Here is a 21,606-nt window from a genome sequence, read left to right as displayed (position 1 = left end):
CATTACCTAAAAACTTGACAAAGCGATAAAATAATAATAAAAGTGAATCATGATGATATCCTTAAAAGTTAAAAATTTTATTCAGAATTTAGGTTGGCGTAGATAATCAGGTTTTGTCGCATGTGTAAATAAAGATACCACCAGGGGATGATGAGGATGTTTACATGACGCTTAAATTTACAAAACAAACAATTTATGAGTCGGATATTTTGAGCTTTGAAAAAAAGGATAAGCCGAAATTTCTAAACTAATAGAAGAGGCTATCTATAGGTGCTGTTTCAAGAATTGTGTAAATTTTAATAGGTTATATAAAAGAAAGAAAAGAATATAATTACAAGGAATAAATATGCTAAAAGCTAAATCGTTAAAAACTTGCAATCTCGCCATTACTTGCAATACTCAATATTAGAGAGAATGAAAAAATAGTACCAATAAAGCCAATTAGCTATTTAGATGTCAAGAGTTTATTGAGGTCATTAAGAGATATACCAGTAACTTTAGAAACAAAAGAAGGCTCAGAGCCAATAGAAAGCATATTCTTTGCTACTTCATATTTACCTTTCGCTTCTCCTTCGGCTATACCTTCAGCCTTACCTTCAGCTTTCCCTTCAGCTTTACCTCTGGCTTCGGCCTGAGCTTCATATTTCTTTAGGGTATTAGCTTCAATACGTAGCCATTTCAGATGGTCTTCGTATGCATCTCGCTCCTCATGTGTAAAGTTCATGACATCAAGAACATTTAAAGCCTTCTTTAAACTATCATTATCTAGCTCTTTAGGTAAGTTATCTTTATTTAGAAGCTCATGCCTCGTTAAGAAAGCAACCCAGATATCTAAAGAGTTTCTAACTTTCTTAAGTATCTCTGGTAGCTCTTCATTAGGATTACTTGCAAACTTATTAAGCTCAATAGTATGTAGTTCTAGATCTTTAAAATATCTAAGTCCACTATCCTTCTCTTTCACATGGAATACATTATGATACTTATTTGTCTCTGGTATAGAAGTAAAGTTAAGAATATGTATTCCTATAGCTTTGTTTAAAGCAGAGTAGTCTTGAGCGGCTTGTAATTGTTCAGTATATAATTTTGCCCAATAATATAAAGCTCTTTTGTCATAATCTGCTTCATCACTAATCTGTATTTCTATGTTAAATCTTTTGCCGTCAATACCCTTTGCTTTTATATCAAGTATAGAAAGCTTATCCGTTTTAAAGCTTTTTGCGTTGTATGGATTAAGTAACGTTACTTCCGCTACTTGATCTTCAGCTCCTACTATTGAATTAATAAGTGATATAAGTAAATCCTTATTTTCTTCGACGCCAAAAATCTTTTTGAATGCGAGGTCCACTCTAGGGCTGATTCTTTCCATATTTCTAACTAAAATAAAATGATTCTCTACGTTTATTAAACGCTACTATTTATCCAACTCATTATACTATAGAACTTTATAAATACCAATAAAGAAAAAATAGCACGAAAGAAGGTTTTGTCGCATCTTACACATTAGGTTGTGGTTGGCACGCGGACTAGTATCCCTTGGTTGATTAAGCAGCCATAAGAATCTTAAAGTTGTTAAAACTAGAGTTTTGTTTTGTAGTTCCTATAATTTGCCCTTTTTGAATCATCCTAATATTTTCAATCCCAGTTAAAGTATTTCTTGCAGAGCGGTAACTCTTAAAACCAAGCATAGGAGAAGCCCGTTTCTTAATAAATCTATGATCTTGCTCTACAATATTATTTAAGTATTTAACTGTATGAAGCCTCCATTGTTTATTCTTTGGTAAATTATCATTTATAGCTTTGGCGGCAGAGATATTACTACCACTCTTATCAGTATTAATGCTTTCAGGATTACCATTATGCTTAATGGCTTTACGAAAGAAAGCCATAGCTGCAGCCTTATCTCTATATTTCCTAAACAGGAAGTCTATAGTATAACCATTGGTATCTACTGCTCTATATAGATACATAGATTTACCATTTACTTTAATATAGGTTTCATCCATTCTCCATCGAGACCCTACTGGTTTCTTTCTTCTTCTCAACTGCTTATCTATTAAAGAGGTAAACCTTACTACCCATCTTTGCAGAGTAGCGTGATCTATTGATACACCTCTAATATTAGACATTTCTTCTAAATCTCTGTAACTTAACGCAAATCTACACTTCATGTAGACAAATAACATTATCGTTTCAGGAGAAGAGCAGAAACCCTTAAAATATTTACGTAATTTAGATGATATAGACAGGAGCATTTCTTATCTTTGTATCTACTCGATAGGTTGCATCTTTTCAACAGCTTTTTGCTATTAACTTACTTAAATGCGACAAAACCGTTCAGGTTTACTATTCGGTACTAATTCTATTAAATTTTTATCTGAGTCAGAAGAATCAGAAGGTGGGGTTATTACATTAATGTTAGCTCCATATTGTATTAATAATTTAATTATTTCTGTTTTTCCTCTAGTAGCTGCCCATTGAATAGGCGTCCAACCCGAACTTTTTAACTCTATTAAAGCACCGTATTGCAGAAGGAGTTCTGTTACTATTATCCGATGCTGATCTGTTATAATAGCGTCAGTAATTACTGTATGTAAAGTGACATCCCCAAGATTATTAGAAATATTAGGATTAGCTCCTTTCTCTAGTAAAAATTTAACTATATCATAAGAATGTATTGCATGCAGAATTTAGAAGAGTATTGCCGACGATGCCAGTACTCTTAATGTTAGGATCAATATTTTTTTGAGCAAAAGCCTTTTCAAGAAGAAGTTTAAGATTATCGGGATTCATATCTGATCTGTGTTGGTTAACTGCATCAAATAAAATATCTGCCGTAATAGGAGAAGATGAGGCTAGAATCTTTTCAATATTAATATTTTTTTAAGATGCTTACTATTCGTAACATTGTCTGAACCCGTATAGACATAGTTTAACCCTAATTTTGTACCTCTAAAACCTGCAAACATAATAATCTCTATTTTTTATACCATTAAGACTATGTTAATATATTAAATAATATGAATTTTCAAGGTAAATATAAATCACTTAAAAAAATCCATAAAATCTTTTGGTAAGTTATCAAAATCCTCTTTTATAATAACTTTACCTTCCCAATATCCAGGTTTACGTTTTTTAGTAATATTGCTCTGCTTAATAATTTTTCGTATTAGCGTAAATAGATAATTATACATTATAATAACTAACATTTCAATTTTCTTAAATTTTTTCAATTATATGTTGTCCTACTTTTAAAATATAAGTTAATAATTTAACTCTTATCTGTTGAAAACGCTTGACTCCAAAATATTCCTATAATATCCTGTAGTTTTCCATTAAATCCCAAAATAACCCAAATAATACCAATGAATATATTTTTATCGAAATATGTAAATAATATAGATAAAAAGGGTAGAGTGTCAGTGCCGGCAAATTACCGTTCGGTACTAGGAAAGGAAACATTTAACGGGGTGATTGTCTATCCGTCAATTAGGAATAATTGTATTGAAGCATGCGGTATTTCACATATCGAGAAGCTTAGGCGCATGATAGAGACATTAGATCCTTATTCGGAAGAGCGAAATGCGTTTGAAACTATAATATTCGGTGAAGCGGTGCAGCTTTCATTTGATGGAGAAGGAAGAGTTATCTTGCCGCCCTCTTTAATGCAACATGCAGCTATTGAAGAGCAGGCTTGTTTTGTCGGTAAGGGAGTAATTTTTGAAATTTGGCAGCCACAAAATTTTGCAAAATATTTAGTTCAAGCTAAAGAAATTGCTCAAAATAGTCGATTGACTTTAAAGAATATTTAATTATGTCTCAACCTCATATACCGGTAATGTTGCAGGAAGTTCTGCACAACCTAAAGCCAAAAGCCAGCGACTCTTATTTAGACTGTACTTTTGGGGCAGGGGGATATAGTAAAGCAATATTGGATTGTTGTGATTGTTATGTCACAGCTTTAGATCGTGATCCGAGCGTTAAGTTGCGAGCTACAGAATTTGCCGAAAACTATCCCGGTAAGTTTGAATTTATTGAAACAAATTTTGCCGGTAGCTTTGCTAAATTAGGTGAGAAAAAGTTTAACGGCGTGATATTGGATTTAGGTGTGTCTTCTATGCAATTAGATATAGCAGCTAGGGGGTTTTCATTTTCACATGACGGACCTTTAGATATGAGGATGAGCAACGAAGGCTTTAGCGCAGAGGATTTTGTTAATAACGTAGAGGAGCAGGAAATAGCTGATATTATTTATAAATATGGTGATGAGACTTTTTCGCGAAGAATTGCAAAGAGAATTGTTGAATATAGAAAAAACGAAAGAATCGATACCACGGCAAAATTAGCTTCAATAGTTCGTACTAGCATCGGTTTTAGAAAAGGTAAAATTGATTCGGCGACTAAAACTTTTCAGGCTATTCGTATTTATGTCAATAATGAACTGGGAGAGCTTGAAGAATTTCTAGCAAATGTGCGTAACATACTAGAGAAAAACGGGAGGTTAATAATTGTATCTTTTCATTCATTAGAAGACAGAATTGTTAAAAGTTTTTTTCGGGAAAATTCTGAAAAAATAGTAGCTAAGTCTAAATACGCCAAAAAATCGGATGAAATTATTGATCCGAGTAAATGGCTTAAAATTATTACCAATAAAGCGTTGCATCCTTCCGATAAGGAAATTTCCGTAAATCCACGTTCTAGATCGGCAAAGCTTAGAGTTGCCGAAAAGATACAAAATTTATGAGTATTAAAAAATTTCATTATTTAATATTGCTAGTAATAATTATTGCTATTTATAGTTTGTTTAGTATTAAGAATAAAGTTTCAACACTTGATTATCAGTTAAGTAGCGTATCCAAACAGATTAACGATGAAACTAACAATATACATTTATTGAAAGCAGAAAAGGCATATCTTATAGCTCCTTTAAGGCTTAAAAAATTGGCTAATGCCTATTTACAGTTAGATACTATTAAATCTTCGCAAATGATAAAAGACCCTTTAGCTTCGAATAATGAGCAATATGTAAAATTTAATCAAAATATTAATATTTCTACCGGCAGTAATAAATGGCGTTATAAAAAAACTGTTAATAATAAATATGTTCAAACTATTTCAAGTAGGGTGAAGCCGTGAAGTTTAGGTTTTTTTGGGTATTTTCGTGGAATATGGTTTGGAACAAATTTTCGATGTCATTCCCGCGAAGGCAGGAATCCAGAAAAAGCTTAAAACGAGTAGGATTATATCATAAATACTATTTATTTAAAAAATTTCTGGATTCTCACTTTCGTGGGAATGACATCACTGTAATATGAAACAAACTTTAGAAAAGTTAAAACTTGTTATTAAAAACCTTACTCACTGGAATGTTTGTAGCAAAAACACCAGAGTAAGATTAATAGTAGTTATGTGTAGTTTTGCTTTTCTCTTTTGCAGTTTATCGTATCGTTTAATAATAGTTGCTACAAATGGCTATGATAAAAATACGCAATACTCAAAACAACATAATAAATTTAGAAAAGAAATCGTTGATCGTAATGGTAATTTATTAGCGGTTAACTTGCCTTCATCCTCGTTATTTGCTAATCCTCAAATAATTATTGATCCTAAAGCATCAATAGACAGATTGGCAGAAATATTACCTGAAATTAATAAAACAAAATTACTTGCTGAACTTAAATCAAATAAAAGTTTTGTCTGGATAAAAAGAGATTTGTTACCTAGTCAGCAGGAAAAAATAACTGCTCTTGGATTGCTTGGTTTTGAATTTGAGGAAGAACAAAAACGAATTTATACTTTTTCTAATTTATTATCTCATATTGTTGGGTATGTAGGGCGAGATCTCACAGGCCTTAGCGGCTTAGAACTTGCTTATGATAAATTTCTGACCAATTCCGATCCGAATTTAAATAAAGCAGGGAATCAAAAAGAACCACTTCAATTATCTATTGATGTAAGGTTGCAAAATATCTTAAGTGAAGAAATCGATAAAACATTCAAACAGTTTAATGCCATAGGAGCTGTTGGGATTATTGCTAATCCAAATAATGGGGAGATTTTAGCGTTAGTAAACAAACCCGATTTTGATCCTCATTATCCTAATTTAGCCAAGCCAGAAGAGTTGTTCAATATAGCAAGCCTTGGCATTTATGAAATGGGTTCAGTCTTTAAATCATTAACGATGGCGGTTGGTTTTGATACTAATTCGATAACTATGAATGATGCTTATGATATAAGTTATATGAAAGTCGGGGGATTCCAACTTAAAGATTATACACCAAGGCAAGGGTGGCATAGCGTGCCTGAGATTTTTCTGCATTCTTCAAATATCGGCACAAGTCAAATTATGCTGGAAATCGGTAAAAAAGATTTTAAAGAATATTTAAAGAAATTAGGTTTGTTAGATCAGCTACAGATAGAGTTGCCAGAGCGAGGCACTCCCCTTTTCCCGTCTGAAAAAAGATGGAATGAGCTAACAAGTGTTACTATGTCTTATGGTTATAGTATTTCAATTAGTCCCTTGCATTTTGTCAAAGCAATGTTACCAGTGGTTAACGGTGGTACGTTATATGATCTTACATTGTTAAAGAGAAAAGAAAATAATCCAGTAGGAACTAGGGTTTTTAGTGAAAACACTTCTAACCAAATGAGAAAATTATTTAGATCGGTAGTAAAAAACGGTAACGGCAAAAGGGCAGAAGTAAAAGGCTATCTTGTTGGTGGTAAGACTGGTACGGCGGAAAAGCTTTCATCTAATGCTAGCGGTAAAAAGAAATATCTAAAAAATAGTAGAGCTTCCTCATTTTTAGGTATGCTGCCCGCATCTAACCCGCAATATGTTATTTTTATCAGGTTTGATGAACCGAAAGGTACTAAAGAAAGCTTTGGCTTTGCAACGGCAAGTTGGACAGCTGCTCCCACTGCTGGTCGTGTATTTGAGCGTATGATATCGCTATATGGTATAGAGCCGGTAGAACCGCAAAATGAAGAACTAACTCAGTAGTATGGTTTTTCAATCACTAGTAAAAATAAACTAACGTAATTATTGGATAAATTTTTGACGAACAATAAAATTTATCTTCTACTAGGTTTTGTGACCTATTATATTTTATTAAAGATAAATATTTATGAAAGTTGAGAAAGAAGATCTGGGTAAAGATACGAATCATACGCTTATTATCGAAGAACTTAACAAGTCTTATCTCAGCTACATTAAAAATAAAGAAGCAGTAATAGAGACCGGCACAATTGGTATAACCCTCGGAACCGTAGGATTAGCAACGTTGTTTGGATTTGGGTGGGTAGGAGTACCGTTAGTAATAGGTTCCATTTTGTTTGTTGGTCGTACTAAGGAAGCATATAAAAAAGAATTATTACAAGCACTTTCTATAGGTGAACTTGGTGACATTGAAGAAATCAAAAAATATTATAAACAGCTTCCTAAGGATTTAAGAGAAAAATGGACAAATGATTATGCTTTTTCTAAATTAGCCGACTATCTTAAAATGGAATTTTCAAAAAATGATGAAGCTCCTAATTTTACCTATCCAATATTAGACAATATAGAAGAGGGATGGGTGGATTTATCAGGAAAGGGTGAATAACGCTACCAAGATATTCCTAAACTAAGGTTATTTATACTGGACTAAATGCAATATAGCATACTCTCTTTCTAATAGCAGTGGCGTTGTTGTATAGATGATACCCCACGCGTTATGGCTCACCGCTGCAAGTGGTGCGGCAATCTAAAACTCTCTACTGTCATTGCGAGCGAAGCGAAGTAATCTAATTATTTTTCTTTTGAATTAGAATAACATAAACAATAAAACTAGTTGCTTAATTCTGAACTGCTAACGAATTTATAAATGGTGGGATCACTAAATATTTGTCGTAAAAATTCATTATTTAGTGTATGACTGGTTTTATAACCGGTGATTTTGCCTATAAAAGTAGAGCCACTAGTATACAAATCACCAAATAAATCTAAAAGTTTATGGCGGACAAATTCATCTTTGTGTCTAAGTCCTGTAGGGTTTAGAATAGTATTTTGCTCTTGATCAATACCTATAGCGTTATCAAGAGAAGCCCCTTGTGCGAGACCCTTGCTTTTTAAATAGTCTACATCTTGTATAAAACCGAAAGTTCGGGCGTCGGCAATATTTTTTTTAAAAGAGTTGTCTCCTGGCTCATTACCTGAAAAGATTAAATTTTGTCTACCGATAACTTTACTGGTAAAATCTATAGTTAAATCGATAGTCATATTAGAAGAAGGAGAGCAGAGTAATTCACAATCTTTATGAATTACCTTTATTTCTTTCAAAATTTTCAAATATTTTTTAGGAGTATGTTGTAGTTTTCTCCCTGCGCATTCAATCATAAAAACAAATGGCTTACTGCTCCCGTCCATTATAGGTACTTCAGGCCCATCAATTTCTATTATAGCATTATCAATCCCACATCCCCAGAGAGCAGCCATTAAATGCTCAATCGTTGAAACATACACACCGTGGGAATTTTTTATACTGGTAGATAATTGTGTATCAAAAACATTTAAATAGTTACTTTCGATATAATTGGTTTCCTCGGTTAATATATCGGTTCTAACAAATACAATGCCGGTGTCTTCTTTTGCAGGCTTTAAGGTCAGTTGAGCAATTTTACCCGAATGAACACCTATACCGTAGCAGCTAACCGGCTTTTGTATGGATATTTGCATTTATTTTATATTATTTAAAATAATATAAATATATTAATGGTTAAGGCTAAGCCATACAAGTTATATTATGTTACGAAATATTACACTACAAAACCAAATAATTCTTTTACTTCTGTAACCGTTTTTACTGCTCTATTCCTTGCTTTATCTGCTCCGCTATGTAATAGGCTTAATAAATAATCTTGATTATTTATTAAATCTAAATATTTGTTATGGATCGGTTGTAGTTTAGAGATAATAATTTCCACTAAATCTTCCTTAAATTCAACAAAGCCTTTATTTTGATAATTTAGGGTTATTGCCTCAATATTAATTTCGGATAAACTAGCATAAATATCAATTAAGTTACTAATTTCAGGACGATTTTCTTTATCATAGCTAATTTCGGTTAAATGATCGGTTTTAGCTTTTTTTATTTTTTGATAAATAAGATCGGCGTCATCTTTTAAATTAATCCGGGAAAAATCGGAAATATCAGACTTGCTCATTTTTTTACGACCATCTTTCAGGCTCATTATTCTAGCCGCAGCTCCCCCAATTAATGGCTCCGGTACTTTCAAAACTTCCTTATTAAATTTTCGATTAATTACACCAGCTATATCTCTCGTTAATTCTAAATGCTGTTTTTGATCTTCACCTACCGGTACTAAATCAGATTGGTATAATAATATATCAGCTGCCATAAGTACTGGATAAGAAAATAGCCCAAGACAAGCTTTTTCCTGATTTTTGCCGGCTTTATCCTTAAATTGCGTCATACGTTTAAGCCAGCCAAGAGGTGTAACACAGTTTAATATCCAGGCAAGTTCGCTATGCTCTTTGACCATGCTCTGGGCAAATATAGTAACCTTATCGGGAGAAAGACCGGCAGCTAGATAAATAGCCAAGGTTTGCATAATCGAGTTTTTAAGTTCTTCAGGAGTTCGATCAACAGTAATGGCATGCAAATCGGCTAAAAAGAAAAAACAGTTATATTCTTCCTGCATTTTAACCCAGTTTTTAATGGCACCCAGGTAATTACCGAGATGTAAAGAACCAGTAGCTTGAACGCCAGAAAGGATAGTTTTTTTCATTTAGTACCTTATTTATTTTGTTCCTAATAAATTTATGCTATATATCTTAATACTTTGCGAAATATGAGTAGGTATTGTTGTGTGGATAGGTTAAGCATGTTCGATGTCATTCCCGCAAAAGCGGGAATCCAGACTTTAACTTTGTCATGCTGAACTTGTTTGCCGCATCTTTTGTAGTATATCCTGAAATAAATTCAGGATGACTATAAATTTTTCTGGATTCCCGCCTTCGCGGGAATGACAAGACCTACATACCGACAGTATATTATACTTTATCAATAATTTTAATTAATTTATTATTTATGTTTTGGCGTTTAAGAATCTTACTATTTTATGGCTTACTTTCCATATTTACTTTTATTTTTTTTGTTATATGTTACATACCCGTAACGTTTTTCAATGTCAACTATCAAATAAGATATAAAATCGGTGTTATCTTTTCTTACGCTTTCATTTGGTTAGCAAGACTTTGTTGCGGGCTTAAATACCAAGTTGAGGGACTCGAAAAACTTCCTAAAGTTCCTTCCATAGTTGTATCCAATCATCAATCATTTTGGGATCAGATATTTATGCAACTCATTATTCCAGAGCATTCATGGGTATTAAAACGTGAGTTATTTAATATTCCCTTGCTTGGATGGGGGCTTAGAATGGTTAACCCTATTGCAGTAGATCGCAACGTTAATATTTCGGTTACTCAAATTTTAAGAGAAGGGCAAGAAAAAATAAATCAGGGATTATGGTTAATTATCTTTCCTGAATCAACTAGAGTACCACCAGAAAGAACAGTAAAATTTAAACCAAGTGCCGTAAAACTAGCTTCCCTGTCAAAAGTACCGATTGTTATGATGGCGCATAATGCAGGGCTTTTCTGGCCTAAAGGTTTCTGGTTTAAAAAACCCGGAACGATTCAGGTAAAAATTATTGGCGTTATAAGTGCAGAAGAGGTAGAGCATTCAGAGGTACGAGAGCTTAACGAGAAAATAGAAGGAATAATTAATGAGGAGAAACAAAAGTTATTAAATTAATATCATTTTGATAGATTAATTTTTAATTATAGTTATCATTAAGTTACAGAGATAAAAAATATTTGAAGAGGTATTTATGAAAAATGGTACACAATTAAAGTTAATTGCAGTTATTGATAGTTTGCATATGATGCTTTACGATGCTCAAGGAATAAAAATTACCGGTAAACCTGAAGAAATATCGTTAATGTCGGAAGAACATCACCATCATAGAGAAAAAAGCCAAAGTCATTATCAAAATAAATCCACTCCGGGTTCTTTGTTTGAACCGCATACCTCTCTTAAAGATATAGAGCATAAGGAAGCAGCGAGAAGCGCTGCAAAGCATTTAGATAAAATAATGCAAATTCCGCATAAATATAAAGAATTAATTATTGTTGCTGAGCCGCAAATGCTAGGGTGCGTAAGGCAAGAGTTAAATAATAATTTAAAGAAGATGATAACAAAAGAAGTGGCTAAGGATTTAGTTCATCATAAAGCGGAAGCAATTGAGCGAGCAGTGTTTTCTTAAACTACTCTTGTCATTTTGTGGTTTGACCAGCGTTGTTGCATGGAGCAGTAAAAGCATTGTTGATGTCATTCACGCAAGGTATTGTTGCGTGGATACTTTAAACGTCCTCAGTGTCATTCCCTCGAAAGAGGGAATCTACTTAACAATATAACAAAAGTTAGATACCAGCTTTCGCTGGTATGACACCAAAATTCGATCCACGCGAGAATGACATAATTGATATTCACCCTAATAACAGAGGAGTAGTTTATGCAAAATGATATACAAAAAATATGTGTTATCGGTTCAGGAGTTATGGGGGCAGGGATTGCTGCTTTAATTGCTAATGCTTCTCATAAAGTTGTTTTGCTAGACATTGCTAGCAAAGATTCAGACGATAAAAATAAAATCGTTAAAAATGCGATAGAAAATTTGCATAAACAAAAGCCTCCTGCTTTGTCTTTTCCCGATAAAGCAAATCTTATTACTATCGGTAATTTAGAGGATGATCTAAATTTAATTAAGGATTGTGATTTAGTCATTGAAGTAATTATTGAGAAGCTGGAAATCAAACATCAATTATATGATAAAATTACTCCCTATTTAAAGAATAACGCAATTATCGCCTCTAATACTTCGACGCTGCCGTTAAAAAGACTGAAAGAAAATTTGAGTAGCGAACTTAAATCCCGCTTTGTTATTACACATTTTTTCAATCCACCAAGATATATGGAGTTACTCGAATTAATTACGGATCATGAAGTAGTGCCGAAAATAATTAATCAGGTTTCCGAATTTCTAACCAGGATTCTTGGTAAGACAATAGTAAAATGTAACGATACTCCGGGGTTTATTGCTAACAGAATCGGGTGCTTTTTACTTGAGCTAGTAGTTCGTAAAGCCATAAAAGCAAATTTAGATCCGGTAATTATTGATAAAATATTTACTACTCAATTTGGCTTACCGGGTACCGGAATTTTTGGCTTATATGATTTAATAGGCCATGACGTAATGAAATTAATATCCGGTTCGTTACTTGCTAGCCTGCCGGAAAATGATTATTACCACAAAATATATTTAAATACTCCGATTCTTGACAGGATGATTGAAAATAAATTAATCGGTCGTAAGGGAGGAGGAGGGTTTTATCGCTTATCCTTAATAGAGGGAAAAAAGATAAAAGAAGTTATAAATTTAACTGATTTATCTTATAAACCAGTGCAGAAAGTAGCAAATGAATTTGCTGATGTTAATGAGCTTTTAACAAGCGAATCTATTTATAGAAAGTTTTTTGCTGAAGTTATAACAGAATTTTATGTCTATTTGACAAGTTTAATTCCTGAAGTTACAAGCAATATTTATGATATTGATTTAGCCATGAAACTTGGTTATAGCTGGAAATTTGGACCTTTTGAATTATTAACATTTCATATAAAGGAAGGTTGGGAATGGTTAACCAGTCAAGCTAATATAATGAGATTGCCGTTACCTGATTATTTAGTAAAGGCCGAATATAAAAATATTGATAAAGAAAAATTTAGCTTAAGAAAAGATATAGTAAAAATAAGCGAAATAGTAGCGGAGAATGATTCGGCTAAGTTATTACTTTATCAAAATCAGTTAGTTTTTGTTATCAATACTAAAATGAACTGCTTAAATAAAGAGGTATTTTATTTACTACAAAAAGCCATTGAAATAGCTGAGAATAAGGAGCAAAATCTTTATATTTGGCCGCAAGGCAATAATTTTTCTGCTGGCGCTGATTTAAAGTTAATCCTTTCCCATATAGAAAATCAGGATTTTCAAGGCTTAGAAGAGTTTTTAAAGCTGGGTCAGCAAACTATGCTAAAGTTAAAATACTCATCGGTGCATGTTATTAGTTGTGCATTTGGTATAGCGCTTGGAGGAGGGTGTGAGTTGTTACTACATTCAAGTTTTGTCGTTGCTAATCAAGAATTAAATGCTGGCCTTGTTGAGGTTTCGGTCGGTCTAATACCTGGATGGGGCGGTGTTACCGAGATGCTTTTAAGAAGCGAAGGCGATAAAGATAAACTAGTTAAGAATATTAAAAATATTTTGACTTCAAATAAATCAAGTTCTGCCGATTATTTTGCTGCTGATTATAATATTACTCATTTACAAATAAACATGAATAAGAATTATATTTTAGACGAGGCATTGCAATTACAATTACCTAAAAAAATTATACTTTCTGCCGGCAAAATAACTCTGCCAAAGATAGCTTTAGCGAATGAGTTAGATACTTCAAAATATAATGACATACAAAATAAAATATTATCCAGGCTACAGGATTTTATAAATAATCATTCAGAGATAAACGAAGAAGAAGTATTATCGTTTGAGCGAGAAATATTTTTAGAATTAGCTAAAGACCCTAAGGTTATAGATAAGTTAAGGTCGGTGTGAAGTTATTGAGTCTCAAACGTCATTGCGAGTGACTAAAAGGAGCGCGGCAATCTAACATGCCATGTCGTCATTGCGAGGAGCCGCTAGGCGACGTGGCAATCTAAGGAGAAATAGTTGAACAATTGCTTCGCTCTGTTCGCAATGACAAGTATAGCCTTAGATTGCCGCGTCGAAACTGCGTTTCTCCTCGCAATGACGGTAAAAATAGTCCTCTTAGTGCTACATCTAATTACTGCTATAATATACCAAAATAAATCTGGTATGTTTATGATTACTTTACTTGCAGCAATAACAGGCTTTGTTAGCTCTCTATTACCTGAGATTGTCAAACTATTTAAAGATTTTCACGATAAAAAGCATGAGTTACATATTTTAGATCGACAAATTGAAAATAATAAACTTAATCACTCTAAAACTTTTACGGAGCTAAATATATCTAAAGAAATGCTAGAGCAATCTTCTCTTTATGCGACTTACTACTCGGGTATTAGATGGATAGACGCCTTAAACAGTTCAGTGCGGCCAGTGCTAGCTTACAGCTTTTTTGCTATGTATGCGGGAATGAAATATATTCAATATAAAGCCATAAAAAATACGGCTATTTTAGTAGAATATTTGGATGTTTTATGGAGTATAGAAGATCAAATTATTTTCACGGGAATGACATCGAGCACCTAACACCTCTTTAACTAACGGAATCGTTACCTTACGTTTGGAGATTAGAGCAAAGTTGTTAATTTGCTCTAATCTTTCCATAATCTCTTTATGTTGTCTAGGTAAATTTACTAGTAAAAAATCTGCAACATTCTCGGCTACTGTTATAGAAGAAGTAGAGAAATGTTTAAAAATCAATATTTTCATTAATTCATCATCCGGCGGCTCTATTTCAATAGTTAATACGGATTTTATTCTTGAAGATAAATCAGGTAATATAAAATTTTTATTTATATTAGAAATAGTAAGTAATAAATATTTTTGTCGTTCATTAATTAAATTAAATAAATGCAGTAAAATTACCTCTTGCCAATTTTCAATATCTTCAATAATGAAACTATCATATTTAGCTAAAATTTCTTCATCAAAAAAAATATCTTGAATAATAAAAGCGTTGGTTAAATTTTGCCATATTTTCGTAAGATATGTTTTACCTGAAGAAGGCGGTCCTTTAATTAACAACGTAAATTTATAAGGGTTCACTCCCCAGTCTGTTTGTCGGTTTTTTAACTTATCGTACGCTAATCGGTTAGACTGTGAGACAATAAACTCATCGGGATGATATTTTGTATTATGAGAGAAAGGAAATATAAGTTGTTGCATCAGTCAAATATCTTAAAAAGAGCTTGAATTGGTGTCATTCCTGCAAGATAGGTTTAGTCGTTCCCGTGAAAACGGGGCCTTGTTGCACGGCTCAATAAAAGTGGCAATATGTCATTCCTGCGAAAGCAGGAATCCAGAGAATATTTAAGCAAATTATATAGCAAATTTTTATATAATTTTGTTTATTTTAAGTATTTTTTCTGGATTCCTGCTTTCGCAGGAATGACATCAAAAAATCGAGTCATGCAACAACGCCTAAAAACGGGAATGACATTCCTAAATTTTATCCTGATGATAAAATTTACTAGCTTTGTAAAGGTCAAGTATATTGAGAAGTAGAATTTTGGTAATACCAGCAATCGGAATAGCAAAAAATATGCCGACAAAGCCAAATAAACTTCCGCAAGCCAAAATTGAGAACATTATCCAAACTGGATGAAGTCCTATTTTATCCCCAATAATTTTAGGCGTTAAAATATATGATTCGCTAATATTCCCGATAAGATAAATCATTACTATATATAATAATTTTATTTTCATACCGAAGGTTAAATAGCCGACAAGTAGAGCTAAAGAAAAAGATATAAAAGTTCCAATAAACGGAATAATGACCAGAAAACCACTTAAAATCCCGAGTAAAAGCGCTAAATCTATACCTACTATGGATAATGAAATACTATAAAAAACTGATAATAATAAGCAGATATTTAATTGACCCCTTATATAAGCCGATAGTAAATTATCAATGGAAAATAACATTTCTGTTATTTTCTTTTTGCTTTGTAGCGGCAATAATAATCTCATATTTGCTATAATTTTTGGCCAATCTCGTAAGAAATAAAATAATATTATAGGTATTAATAAAAATAATACAAATATATTGATTGTAACTATAGTATAATGCCAAAAATTATTAGCAACGCTGCTTAATATAGTGAATGTATTATTTATAAAACTACTTAGCGACCCTTTAATTTTATTTGCAATATTCGGCTCTATTGAATAAATTTTTGCAGAAATATGAGGCATTATTTCTGCCTGAAAATAATCTTTATATTTAGGTATGGCATTAATAAAAATAGAAATTTGTTGATAAATTATCGGTAATAATATAGTAAGCGCTATAAAAAATACACTTAGGAAAACCAGAAATACTATGGAAGCCGCTATATTTCTTGGTATCCGGAACCGTGAAGCAATAAAATCAATTGCTGGCTGTAATAAATAAGCAAGTATAAAAGTAATAAAGAAAGGCTTTATAACAGTGGAAATTGATGCTAAAGCGGTTATAATAAACCCCAGCAAAAGAAACCAAAATATAGCTGTTTTATTCAAAATATTTCTCTTTTTTGATGAGGTTATATTCTTATACTGTGGATAACGGGATCGTCATTGCGAAGCCCCGAAGGGGCTGCAGCAATCTGGGCTTTGTCATGCTGAATTTATTTCAGTATCTCTTGCAAAAAGATCCTGAAATAAATTCAGGATGACTATTTTCTAGATTACCACGTCGTTGCTATCGCAACTCCTCGCAATGACGGTTGGGGGCACGCAACAATGTCGTTCGCAATGACAATGCGAGTAACATCCCTCTCTCCCAAATAACACTACTACCTAGCCACCTGCACGGTTGCCGGGCGTAATAGCCGGTCTTTAATCTTATAGCCCACCTGCATTATGGCAATTATACTTCCGCTCTCATATTCATCACTATCGATTTGTGAAATTGCATTATGAATATTATGGTCAAACCGTTCACCTATTATCGGCTCTATTAACTCTATATTATGTTTTTTAAATATTTTTGCAAGCTCTAGTGTAGTCATTTCTACGCCTGAGATAACACCGGTGACAATATTAGCTGCTTCTCCTTCAAGATTTTGTGGTTTATATTCTAGCGCTCTTGATAAATTATCACTAACGGCCAGAATATCCCTGGCAAAAGAAACTATGGAATAATCGCGTGCTTCATCACGAGATTTTTCTAAACGCTTTCTGGTATTTTCAGCCTCTGCTATGCTTCTAAGTAATTTATCTTGCAATATTGTGATTTGGTTTTTTAAATTAATTGCTTCTTCCGATTCAGATTGTAAGTTTTCTTCCTGTATTATTTCTTCCATAGCGTTATTTGTTTCTTCTTCATTTTTTTCTTTACTGTTGTTATCCATTTTATTATCTAATTTATTAAAGATTAATGTTAAATAATATAATGAAAAACTTAAATTTTTCAAGTATACTCTGCTGATTTTAAAAATTGCTTTTTCATTTTATCAGCGGGTCCTGTGTGCATATACCAAAAGTATGCTGCGCGCAGTCGCCCCTCAAAATTCAATCCTTAAAATTATTTGAGCATATACTAATCATTTTTCAAGAATTATTACAGAACAAATTACAATTATGAGACCATCAGGCAGAAAAAATAACCAAATACGTCAAGTATCGATAGAATTATCTCCTCTTACTAATGCGGAGGGTTCTTGTTTAATTAAAATAGGCAATACTCACGTTATGTGTAGTGCAAGTTATGAGACAAACATACCGCCATTCTTACGTGGGCAAGGGCAGGGCTGGGTTACTGCGGAATACGGTATGTTGCCGGCTTCTACCAATCAACGTATTAAAAGAGAAGCGGCGCAAGGCAAGCAAGGTGGCAGGACGCAGGAAATTCAAAGATTGATAGGCAGGTCGATGCGCTCGATAATTAACCTTAAAGCTCTCGGAGAGCGGCAAATTATTATTGATTGTGATGTAATAAACGCTGATGGTGGTACCAGAACGGCTGCCATTACCGGTAGTTATATAGCACTTCATTTAGCCGTTCGTTCATTAATGAAAAGGAAAGCATTAAAAGCTAATCCACTAACTACGCAAATTGCCGCTATTTCTTGCGGTATATATAAAGGTGAGCCGGTAGTTGATTTGGATTATTTAGAAGATAGTAATGCCGAAGTGGATGCAAATTTTGTTTTCGCAGGTGACGGAAATTTAATTGAAGTGCAAAGTACGGCTGAACAAAAACCATTTTCTGAAGAGCAGTTTTTAGCGATGCTAAAACTAGCAAGGGCAGCAAGTACTGAATTGTTTGAATTGCAGAATCAAGTGTTGTTGGAAGGATAAATATTACTCTGTCATTCTGTGATTTGTTATACCGTGACTTGATCACGGTATCCATTCCTTTTATTAAAGTTTTTTCTGGATACCTCAGGTACAAGCCACGGTATGACAATGTACTTGTGATAACCATAATACGATAATTACAATCCACGCAACAGTACCATCACAAAATGACAAAATTTTTCTTATTCCGCCGCTTCTTCTTCTGCTTCCCCTAAAAATACAACTTTTGATGCTTCTTCTAAAAATACAGCTTTTGATAACTCATATTGATTACCAAATATTATATCTTTACCTTCTTTAAAGACTATATTTGGGTTAAAGTTTTCCTCTATACTACCAGAAATCGTAATTGTACCAGCTGTGCATGCAGGCATGGTATTAGCTTCAGCAAATGACAATACATCAACATTCACTGCATTTACAGAAGCTATATCAGCACTAGCTCCATCAAAACTCATATCATTATTGACATTTTTAGACATACATATCTCCTTAAATGATTTAAATTTTCTTAATATAAAAATACTTATTAAGTATCCTCGAGTAAAAATACAAAAAACATTTGATATTGCAATTTAAATTTTTTTACTGAAGATTTCATTTAGTTCTTTATTCAACTATAAATTGCATTATAATAGCGTATTTTTTAATTTATACGGCTTATAATGTTAAATCTACCTAAATATTTTATTTCGATTTTTCTCTTTATTATTTTAAGTACTAATAAAGCTGATGCTTCTGCATGGTTACTAGAACAAGGGCGATATCGATATGGTATAAATATTAATAATGTTGATAAATCTTCAAAAAAGGAGAAAAAACAACGAGAGATTTTTGCTCGAGAGATAAAGGAAGAAATCGAGCAACTAGAGGTGCATGCGGGGCAATTAAAGTCTAATTCACCTGATTATAAAAAAATATTAAAACGAATAAAGAAACTACGGCAAGCGCTCGGACGATTGCCGCCATATCAAGAGGAATGGTTTACTAGCGGCGCTATTGAATACGGCATTACCGATAATCAAAATTTCGGCGTCCATTTTCTATTTAAAAAAGAGAAATTTAACGGCAAAAAAACTTTTAACGAGGAAGCAGCTTTATTTTATAAGCTCAAATTATTCCAAAAAAATAATTTTGTCTTATCGTTGCAACCTAAGATATTTGTTAGTAAAAATAAAAACTGCAAAGAAGAATTTTTTGCTGAAATCTCATTATTATCTGGCATATCGGAAAAAATTTATTCCGCTACCGTGTTTAATCAAAATACTTTTAGTATAGGTCACTATATAAATTATATTGGCTATAAAAAAATATATATTAATACCTCAACTACTGAAGGAATTAAATTTGCAAACGGTTTTATGCTAGTTAACTTTACTAAATATCATACTCGTCAGGATTACGGTTATATTTATACTGAAACTGTTTATGAGCAACTTTCAGTTGCAAAAATAATAAAACTTGATAATGTAGGGAAAAATTTTTTAACGACCCAACTTGGTTATTTTTGGGATCAAAGTCTATCAAATAAAAAATATAAAATATCGGGTATAACATTTTCCTTATGGTTAGATATATAAATGAAGAAAATATTTTAAATGCAGTTAAGGATAAAGAATTATTAGATGAACTGCAAATTACTAATTTAAAATTGATTCAGGCAAAAACAAAAGAAAATTTTATTAAAATTATTATTCAGCAAGAAGTGATAGATAACGAATTAATGATAGATATTTTGCAGGAAAATTTGTCTTTCCGTGGCCCCGCCACGAAATTCAGTCTTTTTAGCAATACTTTTCTGGACACCGTGGTTAAACCAGGAGGTGACATTTCCAACTCTTTACTTATAAGAAATATAAACGGCAAAATTTACGATTATTCTCGTTTTAAAGAATATATAATAAAAGGGTATTTTGTCTATGAAGGCCAACAAAATAATAAGATTATTGCAATAAACGATCTTAGAAATTTATTTTTATTAGCAAGCACTAAGAACTCTATACGCTTAATTAAAAAATTAGATTTTTATAAGATTCTAGAGAAAAATTTTGCACATCTTAATATTATTAAGTCAAAATATTTCCTGGAATTCACGAGTGATACAATCATTGCCAAAAATATTAACTATAGTCATAAAATAATATTTTTCCTTACTGTGTTTTTTATAATACTTATATATTTTCCTTTACTATTTCATATTACCAATAATGCCGGCTATTTTTTACAAAATTTTTTGAAAATATTATTATTCTCTCGTGCTGTATTCTCTTATAACACCAGAAGCGAGGAGCGAAGCCTATATATAATAGGTGAGTCGATGAGCAAAAAGTTTCCAATCTATACCATTTTAATACCTTTATATAAAGAAACAGGTAAATTAAAATCGATACTTAAAAATGTTGCGCTTCTTAATTATCCTAAAAATAAACTGGATGTTAAACTTATTATTGAAGCCGATGATTATTTAATGATCAGGGAAATCGGCGTTTATAACTTACCTTCATATATCCACATATTACAAGTACCAATCTCTTTGCCGAAAACCAAACCGAAAGCATTAAATTATGCTTTGCAGTATTCTCGAGGAAAATATTTAGTTGTATATGATGCGGAAGATATGCCTGATCCTAATCAGTTAATTGCAGCGTTAAAAGCATTTGAAATCTTACCGCCGGAATATGCCTGTCTGCAGGCTAAACTTAATTTTTATAATAAAGACGAGAATCTACTGACTAAGATGTTTAGCATCGAATATAGTTTATGGTTTGAATATATTTTAAAAGGACTAAGCTTATTAGATTTACCGGTAACGCTCGGCGGCACCAGCAACCATTTCAAAACAGATATCTTATATGATATAGGTGGATGGGATGCCTATAACGTTACGGAAGATGCCGAACTTGGGATAAGGCTGTACTCACGAGGCTATAAGGTATATATGATTGATTCATATACTTTAGAAGAATCACCTATTGGTATTGGAAACTGGTTAAATCAACGATCTCGCTGGATTAAAGGTTTTTTACAAACTTTTTTTATTTTTAAAGCACAAAGAGACAAATATAAAAAATTTAATTTAAAACAAATATTTACTATTTATATTTTTATTGGTTTATCTTCTTATAGTTTCTGGTGCTTACCTTTTATAATATTTACTATTATAATAAATGAAAATCCTATCATTAATTATTTATGGTTAATCAACGGGTTTTTCGCTTTCTCGTATTTATATATTAGTGCTTGCTATATAATAATGACTTATAGAAAGAGGGCAAAATTACGGTTTCTTGATATTATAGCTTTAATTCTCTGGCCTAGTTATTTTATATTACACACGATAGCGTCCTATAAAGCCTTCTGGGAAATTATTTTTCAGCCGTTTAAATGGAATAAAACCAAACACGGCGTTAGTATGCAAAATTTTGATTAAATAACAAATTA

Annotated in this window: 22 protein-coding genes; 12 read left to right on the top strand and 10 right to left on the bottom strand. The window is 32.4% G+C overall.

The window, feature by feature from the left end; genetic code table 11:
* Window positions 1-445: 445 nt before the first annotated feature.
* The 4 genes from OTR29_RS04260 to OTR29_RS04245 form a co-directional block, all read right to left on the bottom strand.
* Window positions 446-1,366, bottom strand: coding sequence for an Rpn family recombination-promoting nuclease/putative transposase (locus OTR29_RS04260; protein WP_422229420.1), 921 nt, complete (start codon window positions 1,364-1,366; stop codon window positions 446-448).
* Between the two features lie 175 nt (window positions 1,367-1,541).
* On the bottom strand, window positions 1,542-2,252 hold the full coding sequence (locus OTR29_RS04255; protein WP_422229419.1) for an IS6 family transposase: 711 nt from the start codon (window positions 2,250-2,252) through the stop codon (window positions 1,542-1,544).
* A 63-nt stretch (window positions 2,253-2,315) separates the two neighbouring features.
* Complete coding sequence (locus OTR29_RS04250; RefSeq protein ID WP_422229523.1) at window positions 2,316-2,675, bottom strand: ankyrin repeat domain-containing protein; 360 nt, start codon at window positions 2,673-2,675, stop codon at window positions 2,316-2,318.
* Between the two features lie 366 nt (window positions 2,676-3,041).
* Window positions 3,042-3,206, bottom strand: a complete 165-nt coding sequence (locus OTR29_RS04245; RefSeq protein WP_422229418.1) for a hypothetical protein — start codon at window positions 3,204-3,206, stop codon at window positions 3,042-3,044.
* Between the two features lie 156 nt (window positions 3,207-3,362).
* On the opposite strand from OTR29_RS04245, the gene mraZ reads away from it, so the two are divergent.
* The 5 genes from mraZ (at window position 3,363) to OTR29_RS04220 (ending at window position 7,601) form a co-directional block, all read left to right on the top strand.
* On the top strand, window positions 3,363-3,809 hold the full coding sequence (gene mraZ, locus OTR29_RS04240) for a division/cell wall cluster transcriptional repressor MraZ (protein WP_422229417.1): 447 nt from the start codon (window positions 3,363-3,365) through the stop codon (window positions 3,807-3,809).
* 2 nt (window positions 3,810-3,811) lie between these two features.
* Window positions 3,812-4,741 carry a 16S rRNA (cytosine(1402)-N(4))-methyltransferase RsmH gene (gene rsmH / locus OTR29_RS04235; protein ID WP_422229416.1) on the top strand — a complete coding sequence of 310 codons (930 nt, stop codon included), beginning with the start codon at window positions 3,812-3,814 and terminating at the stop codon, window positions 4,739-4,741.
* A complete protein-coding gene (gene ftsL, locus OTR29_RS04230; protein ID WP_422229415.1) occupies window positions 4,738-5,133 on the top strand; it encodes a cell division protein FtsL in 396 nt (131 codons plus the stop codon). Before rsmH ends, ftsL begins: the two co-directional genes overlap by 4 nt.
* A gap of 175 nt (window positions 5,134-5,308) precedes the next feature.
* Window positions 5,309-7,000 carry a peptidoglycan D,D-transpeptidase FtsI family protein gene (locus OTR29_RS04225; protein ID WP_422229414.1) on the top strand — a complete coding sequence of 564 codons (1,692 nt, stop codon included), beginning with the start codon at window positions 5,309-5,311 and terminating at the stop codon, window positions 6,998-7,000.
* A 124-nt stretch (window positions 7,001-7,124) separates the two neighbouring features.
* Entirely contained in the window at window positions 7,125-7,601 is a 477-nt protein-coding gene (locus tag OTR29_RS04220; protein WP_422229413.1) for a hypothetical protein, read from the top strand.
* A gap of 224 nt (window positions 7,602-7,825) precedes the next feature.
* Here OTR29_RS04220 and lpxC read toward each other — a convergent pair whose 3' ends face one another.
* The gene (gene lpxC / locus OTR29_RS04215; RefSeq protein WP_422229412.1) at window positions 7,826-8,713 is read right to left on the bottom strand and encodes a UDP-3-O-acyl-N-acetylglucosamine deacetylase; all 888 of its coding nucleotides are present in this window, start codon (window positions 8,711-8,713) and stop codon (window positions 7,826-7,828) included.
* An 80-nt stretch (window positions 8,714-8,793) separates the two neighbouring features.
* Window positions 8,794-9,786 carry a tryptophan--tRNA ligase gene (gene trpS / locus OTR29_RS04210; RefSeq protein WP_422229411.1) on the bottom strand — a complete coding sequence of 331 codons (993 nt, stop codon included), beginning with the start codon at window positions 9,784-9,786 and terminating at the stop codon, window positions 8,794-8,796.
* A gap of 302 nt (window positions 9,787-10,088) precedes the next feature.
* Here trpS and OTR29_RS04205 point away from each other — a divergent pair, with 302 nt between their 5' ends.
* The 4 genes from OTR29_RS04205 to OTR29_RS04190 all read left to right on the top strand — a co-directional run bounded on the left by OTR29_RS04205 (window position 10,089) and on the right by OTR29_RS04190 (window position 14,409).
* Window positions 10,089-10,814 carry a lysophospholipid acyltransferase family protein gene (locus tag OTR29_RS04205; RefSeq protein WP_422229410.1) on the top strand — a complete coding sequence of 242 codons (726 nt, stop codon included), beginning with the start codon at window positions 10,089-10,091 and terminating at the stop codon, window positions 10,812-10,814.
* Window positions 10,815-10,890: 76 nt separating this feature from the next.
* Window positions 10,891-11,325 carry a host attachment protein gene (locus OTR29_RS04200; protein ID WP_422229409.1) on the top strand — a complete coding sequence of 145 codons (435 nt, stop codon included), beginning with the start codon at window positions 10,891-10,893 and terminating at the stop codon, window positions 11,323-11,325.
* 249 nt (window positions 11,326-11,574) lie between these two features.
* The gene (locus OTR29_RS04195; RefSeq protein WP_422229408.1) at window positions 11,575-13,731 is read left to right on the top strand and encodes a 3-hydroxyacyl-CoA dehydrogenase/enoyl-CoA hydratase family protein; all 2,157 of its coding nucleotides are present in this window, start codon (window positions 11,575-11,577) and stop codon (window positions 13,729-13,731) included.
* Between the two features lie 141 nt (window positions 13,732-13,872).
* A complete protein-coding gene (locus OTR29_RS04190; protein WP_422229407.1) occupies window positions 13,873-14,409 on the top strand; it encodes a hypothetical protein in 537 nt (178 codons plus the stop codon).
* On the opposite strand, the gene OTR29_RS04185 is transcribed toward OTR29_RS04190, so the two are convergent.
* From OTR29_RS04185 to grpE, 3 genes are all read right to left on the bottom strand, one after another.
* Window positions 14,356-15,048: an HdaA/DnaA family protein gene (locus OTR29_RS04185; RefSeq protein WP_422229406.1), complete on the bottom strand. Its 693-nt coding sequence runs from the start codon at window positions 15,046-15,048 to the stop codon at window positions 14,356-14,358. The genes OTR29_RS04190 and OTR29_RS04185 overlap by 54 nt on opposite strands.
* A 276-nt stretch (window positions 15,049-15,324) precedes the next feature.
* Entirely contained in the window at window positions 15,325-16,383 is a 1,059-nt protein-coding gene (locus OTR29_RS04180) for an AI-2E family transporter (protein ID WP_422229405.1), read from the bottom strand.
* 275 nt (window positions 16,384-16,658) lie between these two features.
* A complete protein-coding gene (grpE, locus tag OTR29_RS04175; protein WP_422229404.1) occupies window positions 16,659-17,216 on the bottom strand; it encodes a nucleotide exchange factor GrpE in 558 nt (185 codons plus the stop codon).
* Window positions 17,217-17,445: 229 nt separating this feature from the next.
* On the opposite strand from grpE, the gene rph reads away from it, so the two are divergent.
* Entirely contained in the window at window positions 17,446-18,165 is a 720-nt protein-coding gene (rph, locus tag OTR29_RS04170) for a ribonuclease PH (protein WP_422229403.1), read from the top strand.
* Between the two features lie 182 nt (window positions 18,166-18,347).
* On the opposite strand, the gene OTR29_RS04165 is transcribed toward rph, so the two are convergent.
* The gene (locus OTR29_RS04165) at window positions 18,348-18,647 is read right to left on the bottom strand and encodes a hypothetical protein (protein WP_422229402.1); all 300 of its coding nucleotides are present in this window, start codon (window positions 18,645-18,647) and stop codon (window positions 18,348-18,350) included.
* A gap of 183 nt (window positions 18,648-18,830) precedes the next feature.
* On the opposite strand from OTR29_RS04165, the gene OTR29_RS04160 reads away from it, so the two are divergent.
* Entirely contained in the window at window positions 18,831-19,745 is a 915-nt protein-coding gene (locus OTR29_RS04160) for a hypothetical protein (protein WP_422229401.1), read from the top strand.
* Window positions 19,730-21,595 (top strand): glycosyltransferase family 2 protein, encoded by a 1,866-nt coding sequence (locus tag OTR29_RS04155; RefSeq protein ID WP_422229400.1) that lies wholly within the window; start codon window positions 19,730-19,732, stop codon window positions 21,593-21,595. The genes OTR29_RS04160 and OTR29_RS04155 overlap by 16 nt, the downstream gene beginning before the upstream one ends.
* Window positions 21,596-21,606 lie beyond the last annotated feature (11 nt).

Source organism: Rickettsia endosymbiont of Halotydeus destructor (assembly GCF_049278075.1).
GTDB lineage: Bacteria > Pseudomonadota > Alphaproteobacteria > Rickettsiales > Rickettsiaceae > Rickettsia.
The sequence above is the reverse complement of the archived record's forward strand: the minus strand, read 5'-3'. Positions and strand labels throughout refer to the sequence as shown.